We start from the raw sequence: 13,688 nt of genomic DNA, 5'->3' as shown, positions 1-13,688 counted from the left end.
ATGCAGCCCCATGCACTGGCGTCGCGCTGCCCCTCATCGCCCTGCCGCTTCTTACCCTCCCCCTGGTGGGGAGGGTCGCTGCGAAGCAGCGGGGTGGGGGGGCGGCGCCGACCCCCACCCAAACTTGCGGTCCGACCTCCCCACAAGGGGGAGGTAAAGACGTACCGGCCTTCACCGCGGCGCTGAGCTGGACAGAAAAATTCATTTCGCAACCTGCCTCGCCCCGGCGCCCGCCGCCGGCTCCACGGCCGAAATTTCGTGCGTCAGCGTGTTGCGGGTGACCTTCAGCCACGCTCGGCAGCCGCCGCCGTGGTACCAATTCTCGTCCATCACGCCGGCGACATTGTCGCGCAGGTAAACGTACTCGAAGACGTCGTCCTCCGAAGCGCCAGCCTCCGGACGCATCGGCTTGGCGTCGCCGAGATAGGTGAACTCGCCGAGGTCGCGTTCGCCGCAGAAGGGACAGGTGATGCGCATGGCAGGGCCTTCAGTGCAGGTTCGGTTGGGCGCCCTGGCCCTTTTCGTCTATCATCGCACCAGACCGGAACCGGTCGAGGCGAAAGCGGGCGGCCTCCTTGTGGGATTGGTCGCGGGCCAGCAGGTGGGCAAAGACGAGGCCTGAGCCCGGCGTCGCCTTGAAGCCGCCATAGCACCAGCCGGCATTGAGGTAGAGCCCGTCGACCGGCGTCTTGTCGATGATCGGCGAGCCGTCCATCGACATGTCCATGATGCCGCCCCACTGGCGCAGCAGGCGCACGCGGCCGATCATCGGCATCAGCGCCATGCCGCCTTCGCAGACGTCTTCCATCACAGGCAAATTGCCGCGCTGGGCGTAGGAATTGTAGCCGTCTATGTCGCCGCCGAAGACCAGGCCGCCCTTGTCCGACTGGCTGACGTAGAAATGGCCGGCGCCGAACGTCATCACATTGGGGATGAGCGGCTTGATCGCCTCGGAGACGAAGGCCTGCAGCACATGGCTTTCGATCGGCAGGCGCAGGCCCGCCATCGCGGCGACACGCGAGGAGGAGCCCGCGACGGCCATGCCGACTTTCCCGGCGCCGATCTTGCCGCGCGAGGTCTCCACGCCGGTCACCTTGCCGTTGGCGTCGCGCACGAAGCCCGTCACTTCGCAATTCTGGATGATGTCGACGCCGAGCGCGCTCGCCGCATGGGCGTAGCCCCAGACCACCGCGTCGTGCCGCGCCGTGCCGCCGCGCCGCTGCAAGAGCCCACCTTGCACGGGAAAGCGCGCATTGTCGAAATTCAGGAACGGCATCATCTTCTTGACCGCGGCAAGGTCGAGCAATTCGGCATCGATGCCGTTGATGCGCATCGTGTTGCCGCGCCGCGCATAGGCATCGCGCTGCGCATCGGAATGGTAGAGATTGATGACGCCGCGCTGGCTGACCATCGTGTTGTAGTTGAGGTCCTGCTCCATCCGCTCCCACAGCTTCATGGACAATTCGTAGAAGCCGGTGTTGCCGGGCAGGCCGTAATTGGAGCGGATGATGGTGGTGTTGCGGCCGGCGTTGCCGGAGCCGATCCAGCCCTTTTCCAGCACGGCCACATTCCTGATGCCGTACTCGCTGGCGAGGAACCAGGCGGTGGCCAGACCATGCCCGCCGCCGCCGATGATCACCACGTCGTAGCGGTCCTTCGGGCTGGCGTCGCGCCAGGTGCGCTGCCAGTTCTTGTGGCCGGAGAAGGCGGCGCGGGCGAGCGAGAAGATCGAATATTTCATACGTTCATTCCGAGGTCGCTCGCACGCTGCGCCGGTCAGATATCCAGCGTGTGGTCGCGCTCCCATTGCGTGAAGTGCGAAGCATAGGAATTCCATTCCTGGTGCTTCAGCTTTAGATAAGCCGACGAGAATTCCTCACCCAGCGCCGTCTTGAGCGATTTGTCGTTGTCGAATTCGCGCAACGCGTCGAGCAGGTTGAGCGGCAATTTCGGCGCGCCCTCCACCGTGTGACCGTGCTGGTACATATCGATGTCGTAGCGCCTGCCGGGGTCGGCCTTGGAGCGGATGCCGTCGAGGCCGGCGGCGATGATGACGGCTTGCAGCAGATAAGGGTTGGCCGCGCCATCAGGCAGCCGCAGCTCGAAACGGCCGGGACCGGGCACGCGCACCATGTGGGTGCGGTTGTTGCCGGTCCAGGTCACCGTGTTCGGCGCCCAGGTGGCGCCCGAAATGGTGCGAGGCGCGTTGATGCGCTTGTAGGAATTGACGGTCGGGTTGGTGATGGCGGCGAGAGCCGAGGCATGTTTCATGATGCCGCCGAGGAAGTGCTTACCCTTGGCCGACAGGCCGAGCTCCATCGAATTGTCGGCAAAGACATTGGTCTTGCCTGATTTGTCCCACACCGAGATGTGCGCATGGCAGCCATTGCCGGTCAGTCCCTGGAAGGGCTTGGGCATGAAGGTGGCGCGCAGGCCGTGCTTTTCCGCGATCGACTTGACCATGAACTTGAAGAAAGAATGCTTATCGGCGGTCGCCAGCGCATCGTCGAAGGCCCAGTTCATCTCGAACTGGCCGTTGGCATCCTCGTGGTCGTTCTGGTAGGCGCCCCAGCCGAGCGCCAGCATGTGGTCGCAGATCTCGGCGATGACGTCGTAGCGGCGCATCAACGCTTGCTGGTCGTAGCATGGTTTCGCCGCCGTATCATATTCGTCGGAGATCGTTTTGCCGTCGGGCGAGATCAGGAAGAATTCCGCCTCGACGCCGGTCTTGACATGCATGCCGTCGTTAGCGGCTTCCGCGATCAGTCGCTTAAGCGTGTTGCGCGGTGCCTGGTCGACCTCCTTGTCGTCCATGATGCAGTTGGCGGCGACCCAGGCGACGTCAGGCTTCCAGGGCAGCTGGATAACCGAATTCGGATCCGGCACCGCCAGCATGTCGGGATGTGCCGGCGTGAGGTCGAGCGAGGTAGCGAAACCGGCGAAGCCGGCGCCATCCTTCTGCATATCTGATATCGCCTGCGCCGGCACCAGCTTGGCGCGTTGCCCGCTGAACAGGTCGGTGTAGGAGATCATGAAATATTTGACGTTTTTCGCCCTTGCGAACTCTGCAAGATCAACTGTCACGGAAGTTCCCCATTTTTTGTCGATTGTTGGCCCTAGAGCATATGGCCTTCGGCCCTTTGTTGATCAGAAGCCGTTCTTCCCCGGTATCCAGTTGGTGCCGGCCAGCGGCACGCCGGCCATCGCGGCGGCCTCGATCGTGAGCGCGACGAGATCCTCGGGTTCGAGATTATGCAGGCTGTTCTTGCCGCAGGCGCGGGCGATGGTCTGCGCCTCCAGCGTCATCACCTTGAGATAGTTCGCCAGCCGGCGGCCGGCGGCCACCGGATCGACCCGCTTCATCAGTTCGGGATCCTGCGTGGTGATGCCGGCCGGGTCGCGGCCTTCGTGCCAGTCATCATAGGCGCCTGATGTGGTGCCGAGCTCGTTGTACTCCGCCTCCCAGCGGGGATCGTTGTCGCCGAGCGCGACAAGGGCAGCCGTGCCGATGGAGACCGCGTCGACGCCGAGCGCCAGCGCCTTGGCGACATCGGCGCCGTTGCGGATGCCGCCCGAGACGATCAGCTGCACCTTGCGATGCATGCCGAGATCCTGCAGCGCCTGCACCGCCGGCCTGATGCAGGCGAGCGTCGGCTGGCCGACATTCTCGATGAACACTTCCTGCGTCGCCGCCGTGCCGCCCTGCATGCCGTCGACGACGACGACGTCGGCGCCGGCCTTCACCGCAAGCGCTGTGTCGTAGTAGGGGCGGGCGCCGCCGACCTTGACGTAAATCGGCTTCTCCCAGTCGGTGATTTCGCGCAGTTCGAGAATCTTGATCTCGAGATCGTCCGGCCCGGTCCAGTCGGGATGGCGCGAGGCCGAGCGCTGGTCGATGCCCTTGGGCAGCGTGCGCATCTCGGCGACGCGATCGGAGATCTTCTGTCCGAGCAGCATGCCGCCGCCGCCGGGCTTGGCGCCCTGGCCGACGACGACCTCGATGGCATCGGCGCGCCGCAGGTCGCGCAGATTCATGCCATAGCGCGAGGGGAGATATTGGTAGACGAGTTGCTTGGAATGGCCGCGCTCTTCCTCGGTCATGCCGCCGTCGCCGGTCGTGGTCGAGGTGCCCGACAGCGTCGCGCCGCGCCCGAGCGCTTCCTTGGCCGGGCCCGACAGCGAGCCGAAGCTCATGCCAGCAACGGTGATCGGGATTTTCAGCTCGATCGGCTTCTTGGCATGGCGTGAGCCCAACACGACTGATGTGTCGCAGCGCTCGCGATAGCCTTCGAGCGGATAGCGCGAGATCGATGCGCCCAGGAACAGAAGGTCGTCGAAATGCGGCAGCTTGCGCTTGGCGCCGGCGCCCCGGATGTCATAGATGCCGGTGGCCGCGGCGCGGCGGATCTCGGAAAGCGTGTAGTCGTCGAAAGTCGCGGATTTGCGCGGCGTCGTCGGCGGGTTGCGATAGGTCATGCTGCCTCAATACGCGTCGGCGTTGTCGATATTGAAATTGTAGAGCGTGCGCGCCGAGCCGTAGCGCTTGAACTCCGACGGCTTGACGCCGGTGACGCCGGCGCGATCGAGCAGGCCTTGCAGGAGTTCGAGGTGTTCGGGCCGCATTTCCTTGGCGATGCAGTCGGCGCCCAAACTGTCGACCTTGCCGCGCACGAATAGCCGTGCCTCGTAGATGGAATCGCCGAGCGCGTCGCCGGCATCGCCCAGCACCACCAGATTGCCGGACTGTGCCATGAAGGCCGACATATGGCCGATATTGCCGTGCACGACGATGTCGATGCCTTTCATCGAAATGCCGCACCGCGAGGACGCATTGCCCTCGATGACGAGCAGCCCGCCCTTGCCGGTGGCGCCGGCATACTGGCTGGCGTCGCCTTTGACTGTTATCGACCCCGACATCATGTTTTCGCCGACGCCGGGTCCCGCCGAACCATGCACGGTGATGGCACTGCCGGAATTCATGCCGCCACAGTAATAGCCGACGCTGCCGCGCACATCGATGCTGACCGGCTGGTCGACGCCGACGGCGACCGAATGGCTGCCCTTCGGGTTCAACACTTCCCAGGCGGTCTCGTTCGAGCCTGGCGTCAGATTGTGCAGTGCCTGGTTGAGCTCGCGCAGCGACATCTGGTCCAGGTCGAACACCCGGGAGGCATGGTCGCTCGCCGCCGCGGTTGAAAGTTTTGTTGCCGGCATGAACTCAATGCTCCCAGAAATAGACGGTTGCGGGTTCCGGTTCCCAGACTCTCGCATTGTCTATGCCGGGCAGTTTGGTCAGCGCGCGATATTCCGAGCCGAAGGCGACATACTGGTCCGTTTCGGCCATCACGGCGGGCTTGCAGGCGATCGGGTCGCGCACCACGCCGAAGCCGTTCTTGGTGCCGACGACGAAGGTGAAGAAACCGTCGAGATCTGAGAGGGTGCCCTCCAGCGCCTCGCCGAGGTTCTTGCCATGCGCCATCTGGGAGGAGAGATAGGCGGCCGCCACTTCGGTGTCGTTCTCGGTCTCGAATTTCATGCCTTCGCGGACCAGTTCGCGGCGAACGTTGTTGTGGTTGGACAGCGAGCCATTGTGCACCAGGCACTGGTCGGCGCCGGTCGAGAACGGATGCGCGCCCATCGTCGTCACCGCCGATTCCGTCGCCATGCGGGTGTGCCCGATGCCATGCGTTCCGGTCATCCCACGGATGTCGAAGCGGTCGACCACAGCCTCGGGCAAGCCGACTTCCTTGTATATTTCCACGGCTTCGCCGGCACCCATGATGCGGATGTCGGGCCTGAGCGACTGGATGGTCTCACGCGCGGCATCGACCTTTTCGGGCGTGGTCCTGATGACGGCATGCGTCGATTTTACCATGACGCTCACCGGCACGCCGAGCGCCTTGGTGAGTTCGGCGTCCAGTCCACGGAAATCACGCTCCGGCCTCGGCGACTGGATGGTGATCTTGGCCTCGTTGCGGGACGGCGCGCCATAGATCGCGATGCCGGCGCTGTCGGGTCCGCGATCGCTGAGCGATACCAGCATCTGCGACAACATCGCACCGAGCTGCGGCTCCAGCGCCTTGTCCTTCAGGAAAAGTCCAACGATTCCGCACATGCCAGCCTCCAGACCCTTTGTAGCTAAAAATGATGTATCGAATGAGTTCGGGGAATTCAATTGGTATGAAAAAAATATTCCTCTCGTTACGCGTTGTGTTTTGTCCCATCCGGCGGCCCATCGCCTTGCCGGCGCATGGAATGGGCCCATTTGGCGGTCCGGATACGAGCCATCTTGTAGGCGTCAAGGATCGACAGCGCATAGATCAGGAAGCCGCCGGCGTGGCGGCCGACAAAGCTGGCGTCGGGCGGGGCGATCTTCGCCGTCACCCAGGCCAGGATGACCATGAAGAAAAGAAACTGCAGGCCGCGCGTGGGAACGCCCAGCATGACGTGGCCGCTGCCCGGCAGCAGGGTTGCCGCGCCCAAGACGATATATGGGCTGGTAGGTCCGGGCGAGGGGGTTGCGCCGGTCATGCCGCTTTCCGTTCGTTCCTGTTGATCGCGTCGCGCAGTCCCGAAAGGGATACGAGCAGCCGCGAGATCAGCGCCGGGTCGATTTGCGCGTCACCGAAAGCGGCTTGCCGGAAGACACCGTAGCGGGCCCGCTCGGCTTCGGCCAGCAGCCAGACGATACGCACACCCTTTGGCGTGATCAGTAGCTCCTTGGCGCGTCCTTCTGAAAAGGGCTCCAGATGGTCGGCGATGATGTTTTGCGGGAAGCGCACGCCTCTGCGGTCCGTTCGAAGCACCGCCTCGGCGGGAAAGCCGGGCGCCTTCGGCAGCGTGTGGTCGAGATGGTCGAAATTGGAGAATGTCGTCGGCGAGCCCGGCCGCATCATCATGTCGAAGGTGCCGGGCACGGCTGTTTTCTCCGTTATCGATACGCTGAGCCAGCGCGCCGGCAGCTTTCTCGTCGCCAGCGTGTCGACGATGGTGCGCAACTGCACGCGCTGGCCGTTCCACGAGCCTTCCCACGTAACGACGCCGGCAGTACCGTCCGAGACATCTTCGGCGTCGGCAATGACGGCGCGGATGCTGGCCTGGTCGGCGGCGCGCGCCACGGCAGCCCTGTCGCGGCTGCGGCGTGCCAGCCAGGCAAAGTGCAGGACGAGAGCCAGGACAGCCGCCCCGGCAAGCAGTGCTGACGTCACCTCGGACATTTCGTCATGCCAGGCCCGCCCAATTCGGACGGGCCTACTCCCATCAATAGCCCTGCGGTTTCGGCCACGGCATGGTGAACTGGTCGCCGCGCCGCACGAATTTGTAGCGGTAGAAATGGAACCACAGCGAGATCAGGAAATAGAACGCGACCATGGCGATGAGCTGCGAGCCGAAGCCGAGGAAGATGGCGAAGAAGGTGACCACGCACAGGCAGAACAAGACGATCGCCGGCAGCGGGTGAAAGGGATGCGTGTAGCCGCGGCGGATCGAACCCAGAGGCCACTTCTTCCGGAACATCATGATGTTGATGCTCATGAACGTATATTGCAGCACGCCGGACAGGATCGAGAAGGTGATTGCCTGGTTGAGGTCGGCGATAAAGGCGAAGGCGAGCGCGATCGGCAGCAGGAACAGGATCGAGCGGTAGGGCGTGCGGTATCTCGGGTGCACCGCCGAGAACCAGCTCGGCAGGTAGCGATCGCGGCCGAGCGAGAACCAGGCGCGCGCCGCGTCGTTGATGCAGCCATTGGCGGACGCCAGTGCGGCAAGCAGCGTGGCGATGAACAGCAGGTTTTCCAGCAGCGGGTTGCCGGTCAGCTTGCCGGCGTCCCACAGCGGATAATAAGTGATGCCGAGATATTCCCAGGGCATCAGCGAGGCGCAGACATACCAGGTCATGGCGGCGGCGATCAGAAGCGTGATCATGCCGGCCATCGTGCCATAAGGCAGCGAGCGCGCGGGCGAGCGCACTTCCTCGGCCGCCTGCGTGGTGCCCTCGATGCCGAGATAGTACCAGATGCCGAACTGGAAAGCGGCGATGACGCCGATCCAGCCATAGGGCAGCGCATTGTCCGGGGTGACCAATTCGTTGAGCTTCAGCACCGCGCCTTGCGTCCACGGGCTGACCGAGAAGAACAGGATGACGATGGAGATATAGGCGATCGCGGTGATGACGAAGTTGACGTTGAGCGTCATCAGCACGCCGCGATAGTTGAGCCATGCCAGGACGACGATGGTGGCGGCGATGAAGGAGTTGTGGGTGAGACCCTCGACGCCCGCCTTGGCGACGATCGTGTCGCCGAGCAGGATGGCGTCCGACACTTCGAGCATCGTGTAGGCAAAGACCAGGAACAGCGCGACGTTGAAGGCCATCAGCGGCCCGACGATGTGCTTGGCCTGCGCATATTGGCCGCCCGCGGCGGCGACCGTCGACGTCACTTCGGAATCGATCATGGCGACCGAGGTATAGAGCAGCCCGACGACCCAGCAGACAATCAGCGCGGCAAGCGCGCCGCCCTTGTCGGCGGAGAAATTCCAGCCGGTGAACTCGCCGACCAGGACGATGCCCACACCCAACGCCCAGACATGGGCCGGGCCAAGCACCCGAAGCAGCGAGACCCTGTCGCCATTTGTTGCCGAACCCGCAGTTTCAACCACGACCGTCATCGATCAATCCCCACTCAGATCCGGTGTTTTTCGGAAGCGGCTTCAAGTTCGCCTTCGCGCGAGGACGTCAGCATATCCTCGGAGTAGGTCGTATCGACCTTGAACCAATCGTAGAGCATCCACAGCGCAAGCACGATCGAGATGCCCCAGCATGCGTAAGAGAGTACTATCCACATGGTCTGTCCCCGGATTATTTCTCGTCGAACTTCTCGTTGATGACGTCGCGATATTCACGGTCGGATGCCCGGAACAGGAACACGAAATAACCGATCAACACGGCTGCCATGACAACAAGCGTCGGCCAGTCGATGATGTAGTGGAAACGGTTCTGGATTATGTCGTGCGCGGTCTCCGGCGTATAGCCGAGCCTTTCCCAGATCGACGCCATGGTCGGGTTCTGGCCGAGCGCCTCCCAGGTCTTGGCGTCGAGCGCGTCGATGGACTTGGCTGCTCCCGCCAATCCCAGTTTCAGCGGCAGCCACAGCGCCACGAAGATGGCGACCACGACGACGGCGATATCGAAGACCTGCCCGGCCTTGCTCTGTTGCGGCGGCGTGTAGCGGGACATGCTTCTCTCCCCCCTCAGGATTTGCGGTTGCGGTCGTAGTTCTTGATGTCGAGCCCATAGATGAACTCCTTGTCCTCCTTGTAGTGGTTGACCATGGCCAGGATCGCCGCCGTGTTGAAGATCAGCACCGCGGCGGCGGCAATCGCGACGACGGCCTTGATGCCGTCATGCGGGATATGCGGCCATGTCATGAAGAGGACGAAGAGGATCGTCGCCCACAGGCAGATGATCAGGAGCGCGGATCCGCGCAAGTCGGAACGGTACAGCGCCTCGATGCGCTGCTGCAGGTCTGACATCGGTTTTCCCCTTTTTCGACGTCCGGTTCCGAATCCACCGTCCGCCGTTCTCTTTCAAGAGAGTGAAATTTTTTTCATAAATTCAGACCGAATTCGGAAATTGTCAAGACGAATTTACGCAGAGTTAACCGTCTTGTTCGGATGACGAATTTTGCCTGACAATGAAATTATTTGCTTTCAGGGGATTGCAGGCCCCACGCGTTTGCGATCAATATTCGCTCAAAGCTCCAGCCCGCGCGCACAGGAGCAGGGAACATAATCAAAATATCGAACGGAGGATCGGATGACGGCATCCTGGAGATTTTCAACCCTGGCGGATCGCCATCGCGCGCTGGGTTCGAAACTCGAAGACTGGAGCGGCATGGGCACCGCCTGGACCTACGACAAGGATGCCGACGAGGAATACATCGCTATCCGCACCAAGGCCGGGCTGATGGATGTCTCGGGCCTGAAGAAGGTCCACATCACAGGCCCGCACGCCTCGCACCTCATCGATCTCGCCACCACGCGCGACGTCGAAAAAATCTATCCCGGCAAATCGGCCTATGCCTGCATGCTCAACGAGGCGGGAAAATTCACCGACGACTGCATCCTCTACCGCACCGGGCCGAATAGCTGGATGGTGGTGCATGGCTCGGGAACCGGACATGAGGAGTTGCAGCGGGCGGCGATGGGCAGGGACGTGTCGCTGCGCTTCGACGACAATCTGCACGACCTCTCGCTGCAGGGGCCGGCGGCGGTCGACTATCTTGCCAGGCACGTGCCGGGCATTCGCGACCTCAACTATTTCCATCACATGCAGACGCAGCTCTTCGGTTTTCCGGTGATGATCTCGCGCACCGGCTATACCGGCGAGCGCGGCTATGAAATCTTCTGCCGCGGCCAGGATGCCGGCACGATCTGGGACAGGATCCTCGACGAGGGCAAGAGCGCCGGCATTATCCCGTGCCGCTTCACCACGCTCGACATGCTGCGCGTCGAGAGCTATCTCCTGTTCTATCCCTACGACAATTCGCAGAAATATCCGTTCGAGAATGAAGGCCCCGGCGACACGCTGTGGGAACTCGGCCTCGACTTCACCGTCAGCCCGGGCAAGACCGGCTTTCGCGGCGCCGAGGAGCACTACCGTCTCAAGGGCAAGGAGCGCTTCAAGATCTATGGCGTGTTGCTCGACGGCAAGGAGCCGGCCGACGAGGGCGCCCCGGTCTATCGCGATGGCAGACAAGTCGGCGTCGTCACCTGCGCCATGTATTCGCCGCTGGTCGAGAAATCGATGGGCATCGCCCGCCTCGACGTCGACTGCGCCGTCAAGGACACAAGGCTCGAGATCCGCAACAGGAGCGGATCGATCAAGGCGACGGCGCAGCCATTGCCGTTCGATGACCCAAGGAAGACCAAGCGCACGGCGAAAGGCTGAGGCATAGTCGAAGGCGAGGGTTCGAGGCACGAAGCAGAGAATGGCAGCCAAGTCGATCATCAGCCGGCCCGTCTACGGAACCTTGTCGCCGCAGCCCGGCAAGCATCATCTTTTCATCGCCGATGCCGAGGGTGCGCTCGCGATAGCGGACATGGCCAAGACGGCTCCGGACAGGTTCTTCGACGGTGCCGAAATCGTCTTCATTCCCGGGCCGGACGACAGGCATGTCGCCGCTCTCGAAGCGCTGAAACCGGCGCGCTTCCACCAGGCGCCGTCCTTCGCCAGCCTGCTGCCGCGGCTGAAACAGACGCTTGATAACGCGCATATGGGCCTGCGCCTCTATCTCGCCGGTACCGAAGGGCTGATCGGCCAGGCCATGCAGGTGGCGCTCGAAGCCGGCATCGACCACACCGCGATCCAGACCGAACATCGCGGCTCGCTGGCGCGCCGCGTGCAGTGCGTGCATTGCAAGGGCATCACCGAGAATGTAACGACGCAACCCGCCACCTGCTCGCATTGCGGCCTGCTACTTCTGGTGCGCGACCACTATTCGCGGCGGCTGGCGGCGTTCCAGGGCGTCTGCATCAATGCCGAGGATCGCAGCGAAATTCCTCCGATCGAGGAGGTCTTCCGATGAGCACCGGCACCACCAAACTCGACGTCGTCGTCAGCGATGTTGTTCCCGTCAACGAACTGGTCACCCGCTTTCATTTCCGCCGCCGCGACGGCGAGCTGTTGCCGACCTTTTCAGGCGGCGCCCATGTCGTGGTCGAGATGCGCGACGGCGATCGCACAAGGCTCAATCCCTATTCGCTGATGGGCTCGCCGCTCGACACGCGCGAATACACGATCTCGATACGTCGCGACGATGTCGGCCGGGGCGGCTCGCTTTTCATGCACCGGAGCGTCAGGCCCGGCCTGGAGATGGTGATCTCCTATCCCGTCAATCTGTTCTCGCTCGATCTCAGGGCGAAGAAACATTTGATGCTGGCCGGCGGCATCGGCATCACGCCCTTCATGGCCCAGACCGCGCAGTTGGCAGGCGAGGGCGGCAATTTCGAACTGCACTACACCTGCCGCACGGCTTCGCTCGGCACCTATGCCGATGTGCTGCAACAGCGCTACGGCCGCCGGGTCCGGCTCTATCACGACGACCGCGGGGAACGCATAGACCTCGACCGGCTGCTGTCGTCGCAGCCGCTCGGCACGCATCTCTATGTCTGCGGTCCGGCAGGCATGATCGGCTGGGTGCGCGAGCGCGCCGCCGCGCTTGGCTGGCCACCGGAGACCGTGCATTTCGAGCATTTCGCGGCGCCGCAACCGGGATTGCCCTTCGATGTGACGCTGGCCGTCAGCGGCAAGACCATCCGCGTCGGCGAGCAGCAGAGCCTGCTCGAGGCGATCGAGGCGGCCGGCGTCGATCCACCCTATCTTTGTCGCGGCGGCGTCTGCGGCCAGTGCGAAACCAACGTCATCTCGTCCGACGGCAAGTTCATCCACAACGACCATTGGCTGAGCGAGGAAGATCATCGCTCCGGCTGCAAGATCATGCCGTGCGTGTCGCGCTTCGAAGGCAAATCGCTGGTCTTGGAAAGATAGGAGGCGAGCTTGGGCATCACCTTTCGCAAGGAAACGTTCCGCGACGACTTCACCTTCAGGAACAGCCCTGAGCACATCAGGCGGTTCCCGTTTCCGTTCCACGAAGACAGCTACATGTATGCGGTCAACATCGAGCCGCATGTCGTCGGTCCGAAGGGCAGCGTGCTGGAAAACCTGATCGATGTCGACGAGCACTATGTCGCCGAGATGCAGGACCGTGCTCTGGTCCTGGCCGAGGATCCACTGCGCTGCCAGTCGCTGCCGCACATGACGCTCGCCGGCTGGGACCTGCTCGAACTTCTGATGGAGCAGCAGGCGCTGGGCTATCCCGAGCATTTCACGCTGACCCGCGACGGCGATCGCTGGCGCTGGATCAACCGGCCGCTCGGCATCGACGACACCTTCACCTTCGGCGACACCTCGACTTTGCCTTACGGGCCGATGGAATACATCACCCGCCAGAGCCAGGGCGATTTCTGCATCCTCGACCAGCGCGACGGCAATCTTTGGATGGATGCCGGAATGGTCACCACCCAGGCCGACTGGTCGCTCGACTTCGACATCGGCATGAACTTCTTCGAGTGGCACGCGCCGGTGCCGCTGGCGCATGAAAAGGGGATTTTCGTCAGGGCGCTGAAGTTCCTCACCAATATCCAGCAGGGCAAGCCGGCGCGTCGCCTGAACTGGACCATGACCGTCAATCCGCGCCTCGACACCAGCCCCGAGAATTACCACAAATGGGGTCCGGACCGGGCGACGGTGACGCCCGACAATGTCGGCGACAAGGTGCATCTGCGCGTCGAATTGCAGAGCTTCTGGCGCCTGCCGCGCTCCAACGCCATCGTCTTCCCGATCCGCTGCTACCTGATCAAGATGGACGAGCTGGTGACGCAGCCCAAATGGGCGCGCCGCCTGCACCGCGTCATCCGCGACCTGCCCGAGGAGCTTGCCACCTACAAGGGGCTGACGCGGTATCGGCCAACGCTGGTGGAATGGCTATCGAAGTTGGATGATGGAAGTGCGACGTCACCGGGATTCGGGCCGGATTGATTGCTGTATTGACGCTGCCCTCCAAGCAGCCAATCTCCCCCCAAGAGGGGGAGATGCCCGGCAGGGCAGAGGGGGGCGCCGTGGAGCGCAGGCC

Annotated in this window: 16 protein-coding genes; 4 read left to right on the top strand and 12 right to left on the bottom strand. The window is 63.0% G+C overall.

Features of this window, described 5'->3' with window-relative positions:
• Positions 1-201 precede the first annotated feature (201 nt).
• The 12 genes from FJ426_RS27415 to FJ426_RS27360 form a co-directional block, all read right to left on the bottom strand.
• Positions 202-477 carry a sarcosine oxidase subunit delta gene (locus FJ426_RS27415; protein ID WP_140559329.1) on the bottom strand — a complete coding sequence of 92 codons (276 nt, stop codon included), beginning with the start codon at positions 475-477 and terminating at the stop codon, positions 202-204.
• A gap of 10 nt (positions 478-487) precedes the next feature.
• A complete protein-coding gene (locus tag FJ426_RS27410) occupies positions 488-1,741 on the bottom strand; it encodes a sarcosine oxidase subunit beta family protein (RefSeq protein ID WP_140497859.1) in 1,254 nt (417 codons plus the stop codon).
• Positions 1,742-1,776: 35 nt separating this feature from the next.
• Positions 1,777-3,084: a type III glutamate--ammonia ligase gene (glnT, locus tag FJ426_RS27405; protein WP_140514695.1), complete on the bottom strand. Its 1,308-nt coding sequence runs from the start codon at positions 3,082-3,084 to the stop codon at positions 1,777-1,779.
• A 63-nt stretch (positions 3,085-3,147) separates the two neighbouring features.
• The gene (locus tag FJ426_RS27400) at positions 3,148-4,476 is read right to left on the bottom strand and encodes an FMN-binding glutamate synthase family protein (protein ID WP_140514697.1); all 1,329 of its coding nucleotides are present in this window, start codon (positions 4,474-4,476) and stop codon (positions 3,148-3,150) included.
• A gap of 6 nt (positions 4,477-4,482) precedes the next feature.
• Positions 4,483-5,214 (bottom strand): GXGXG domain-containing protein, encoded by a 732-nt coding sequence (locus FJ426_RS27395; RefSeq protein ID WP_140551135.1) that lies wholly within the window; start codon positions 5,212-5,214, stop codon positions 4,483-4,485.
• A 4-nt stretch (positions 5,215-5,218) separates the two neighbouring features.
• Positions 5,219-6,115, bottom strand: a complete 897-nt coding sequence (locus tag FJ426_RS27390) for a glutamine amidotransferase family protein (RefSeq protein ID WP_140497865.1) — start codon at positions 6,113-6,115, stop codon at positions 5,219-5,221.
• Positions 6,116-6,201: 86 nt separating this feature from the next.
• Positions 6,202-6,531 (bottom strand): hypothetical protein, encoded by a 330-nt coding sequence (locus FJ426_RS27385; RefSeq protein ID WP_140497867.1) that lies wholly within the window; start codon positions 6,529-6,531, stop codon positions 6,202-6,204.
• Positions 6,528-7,217 carry a hypothetical protein gene (locus FJ426_RS27380; RefSeq protein WP_181165153.1) on the bottom strand — a complete coding sequence of 230 codons (690 nt, stop codon included), beginning with the start codon at positions 7,215-7,217 and terminating at the stop codon, positions 6,528-6,530. The genes FJ426_RS27385 and FJ426_RS27380 overlap by 4 nt, the downstream gene beginning before the upstream one ends.
• 43 nt (positions 7,218-7,260) lie before the next feature.
• On the bottom strand, positions 7,261-8,664 hold the full coding sequence (locus tag FJ426_RS27375) for an amino acid permease (RefSeq protein ID WP_140514701.1): 1,404 nt from the start codon (positions 8,662-8,664) through the stop codon (positions 7,261-7,263).
• 14 nt (positions 8,665-8,678) lie between these two features.
• The gene (locus FJ426_RS27370) at positions 8,679-8,840 is read right to left on the bottom strand and encodes a hypothetical protein (RefSeq protein ID WP_140514703.1); all 162 of its coding nucleotides are present in this window, start codon (positions 8,838-8,840) and stop codon (positions 8,679-8,681) included.
• 14 nt (positions 8,841-8,854) lie between these two features.
• Complete coding sequence (locus FJ426_RS27365) at positions 8,855-9,232, bottom strand: hypothetical protein (protein ID WP_140497873.1); 378 nt, start codon at positions 9,230-9,232, stop codon at positions 8,855-8,857.
• 14 nt (positions 9,233-9,246) lie between these two features.
• A complete protein-coding gene (locus FJ426_RS27360) occupies positions 9,247-9,528 on the bottom strand; it encodes a hypothetical protein (protein WP_140497875.1) in 282 nt (93 codons plus the stop codon).
• Between the two features lie 283 nt (positions 9,529-9,811).
• Here FJ426_RS27360 and FJ426_RS27355 point away from each other — a divergent pair, with 283 nt between their 5' ends.
• From FJ426_RS27355 to FJ426_RS27340, 4 genes are read left to right on the top strand one after another with little or no spacing between them, the layout of a single operon-like run.
• Positions 9,812-10,945, top strand: coding sequence for an aminomethyltransferase family protein (locus FJ426_RS27355; RefSeq protein WP_140514707.1), 1,134 nt, complete (start codon positions 9,812-9,814; stop codon positions 10,943-10,945).
• A 40-nt stretch (positions 10,946-10,985) separates the two neighbouring features.
• Positions 10,986-11,582 carry a dimethylamine monooxygenase subunit DmmA family protein gene (locus FJ426_RS27350; RefSeq protein ID WP_140559330.1) on the top strand — a complete coding sequence of 199 codons (597 nt, stop codon included), beginning with the start codon at positions 10,986-10,988 and terminating at the stop codon, positions 11,580-11,582.
• A complete protein-coding gene (locus FJ426_RS27345; protein WP_140559331.1) occupies positions 11,579-12,544 on the top strand; it encodes a PDR/VanB family oxidoreductase in 966 nt (321 codons plus the stop codon). The genes FJ426_RS27350 and FJ426_RS27345 overlap by 4 nt, the downstream gene beginning before the upstream one ends.
• Before the next feature lie 9 nt (positions 12,545-12,553).
• Positions 12,554-13,594 (top strand): DUF3445 domain-containing protein, encoded by a 1,041-nt coding sequence (locus tag FJ426_RS27340; RefSeq protein ID WP_140559332.1) that lies wholly within the window; start codon positions 12,554-12,556, stop codon positions 13,592-13,594.
• Positions 13,595-13,688: the final 94 nt, after the last annotated feature.

Origin of the sequence: Mesorhizobium sp. B2-6-4, from assembly GCF_006441495.1 — a bacterium.
Taxonomy (GTDB): Bacteria; Pseudomonadota; Alphaproteobacteria; order Rhizobiales; family Rhizobiaceae; genus Mesorhizobium.
Note: the sequence above shows the minus strand (reverse complement) of the source record. Positions and strands in the feature narration are given on the sequence as shown.

Bases quoted from the DNA above. Each gene is read 5' to 3' on its own strand.
- FJ426_RS27345 (WP_140559331.1), top strand. From the start codon at position 11,579: ATGAGCACCGGCACCACCAAACTCGACGTCGTCGTCAGCGATGTTGTT.
- FJ426_RS27410 (WP_140497859.1), bottom strand. From the start codon at position 1,741: ATGAAATATTCGATCTTCTCGCTCGCCCGCGCCGCCTTCTCCGGCCAC.
- FJ426_RS27415 (WP_140559329.1), bottom strand. From the start codon at position 477: ATGCGCATCACCTGTCCCTTCTGCGGCGAACGCGACCTCGGCGAGTTC.
- FJ426_RS27385 (WP_140497867.1), bottom strand. From the start codon at position 6,531: ATGACCGGCGCAACCCCCTCGCCCGGACCTACCAGCCCATATATCGTC.
- FJ426_RS27355 (WP_140514707.1), top strand. From the start codon at position 9,812: ATGACGGCATCCTGGAGATTTTCAACCCTGGCGGATCGCCATCGCGCG.
- FJ426_RS27380 (WP_181165153.1), bottom strand. From the start codon at position 7,217: ATGTCCGAGGTGACGTCAGCACTGCTTGCCGGGGCGGCTGTCCTGGCT.
- FJ426_RS27400 (WP_140514697.1), bottom strand. From the start codon at position 4,476: ATGACCTATCGCAACCCGCCGACGACGCCGCGCAAATCCGCGACTTTC.
- FJ426_RS27365 (WP_140497873.1), bottom strand. From the start codon at position 9,232: ATGTCCCGCTACACGCCGCCGCAACAGAGCAAGGCCGGGCAGGTCTTC.
- FJ426_RS27360 (WP_140497875.1), bottom strand. From the start codon at position 9,528: ATGTCAGACCTGCAGCAGCGCATCGAGGCGCTGTACCGTTCCGACTTG.
- FJ426_RS27375 (WP_140514701.1), bottom strand. From the start codon at position 8,664: ATGACGGTCGTGGTTGAAACTGCGGGTTCGGCAACAAATGGCGACAGG.
- FJ426_RS27395 (WP_140551135.1), bottom strand. From the start codon at position 5,214: ATGCCGGCAACAAAACTTTCAACCGCGGCGGCGAGCGACCATGCCTCC.
- FJ426_RS27350 (WP_140559330.1), top strand. From the start codon at position 10,986: ATGGCAGCCAAGTCGATCATCAGCCGGCCCGTCTACGGAACCTTGTCG.
- FJ426_RS27390 (WP_140497865.1), bottom strand. From the start codon at position 6,115: ATGTGCGGAATCGTTGGACTTTTCCTGAAGGACAAGGCGCTGGAGCCG.
- FJ426_RS27370 (WP_140514703.1), bottom strand. From the start codon at position 8,840: ATGTGGATAGTACTCTCTTACGCATGCTGGGGCATCTCGATCGTGCTT.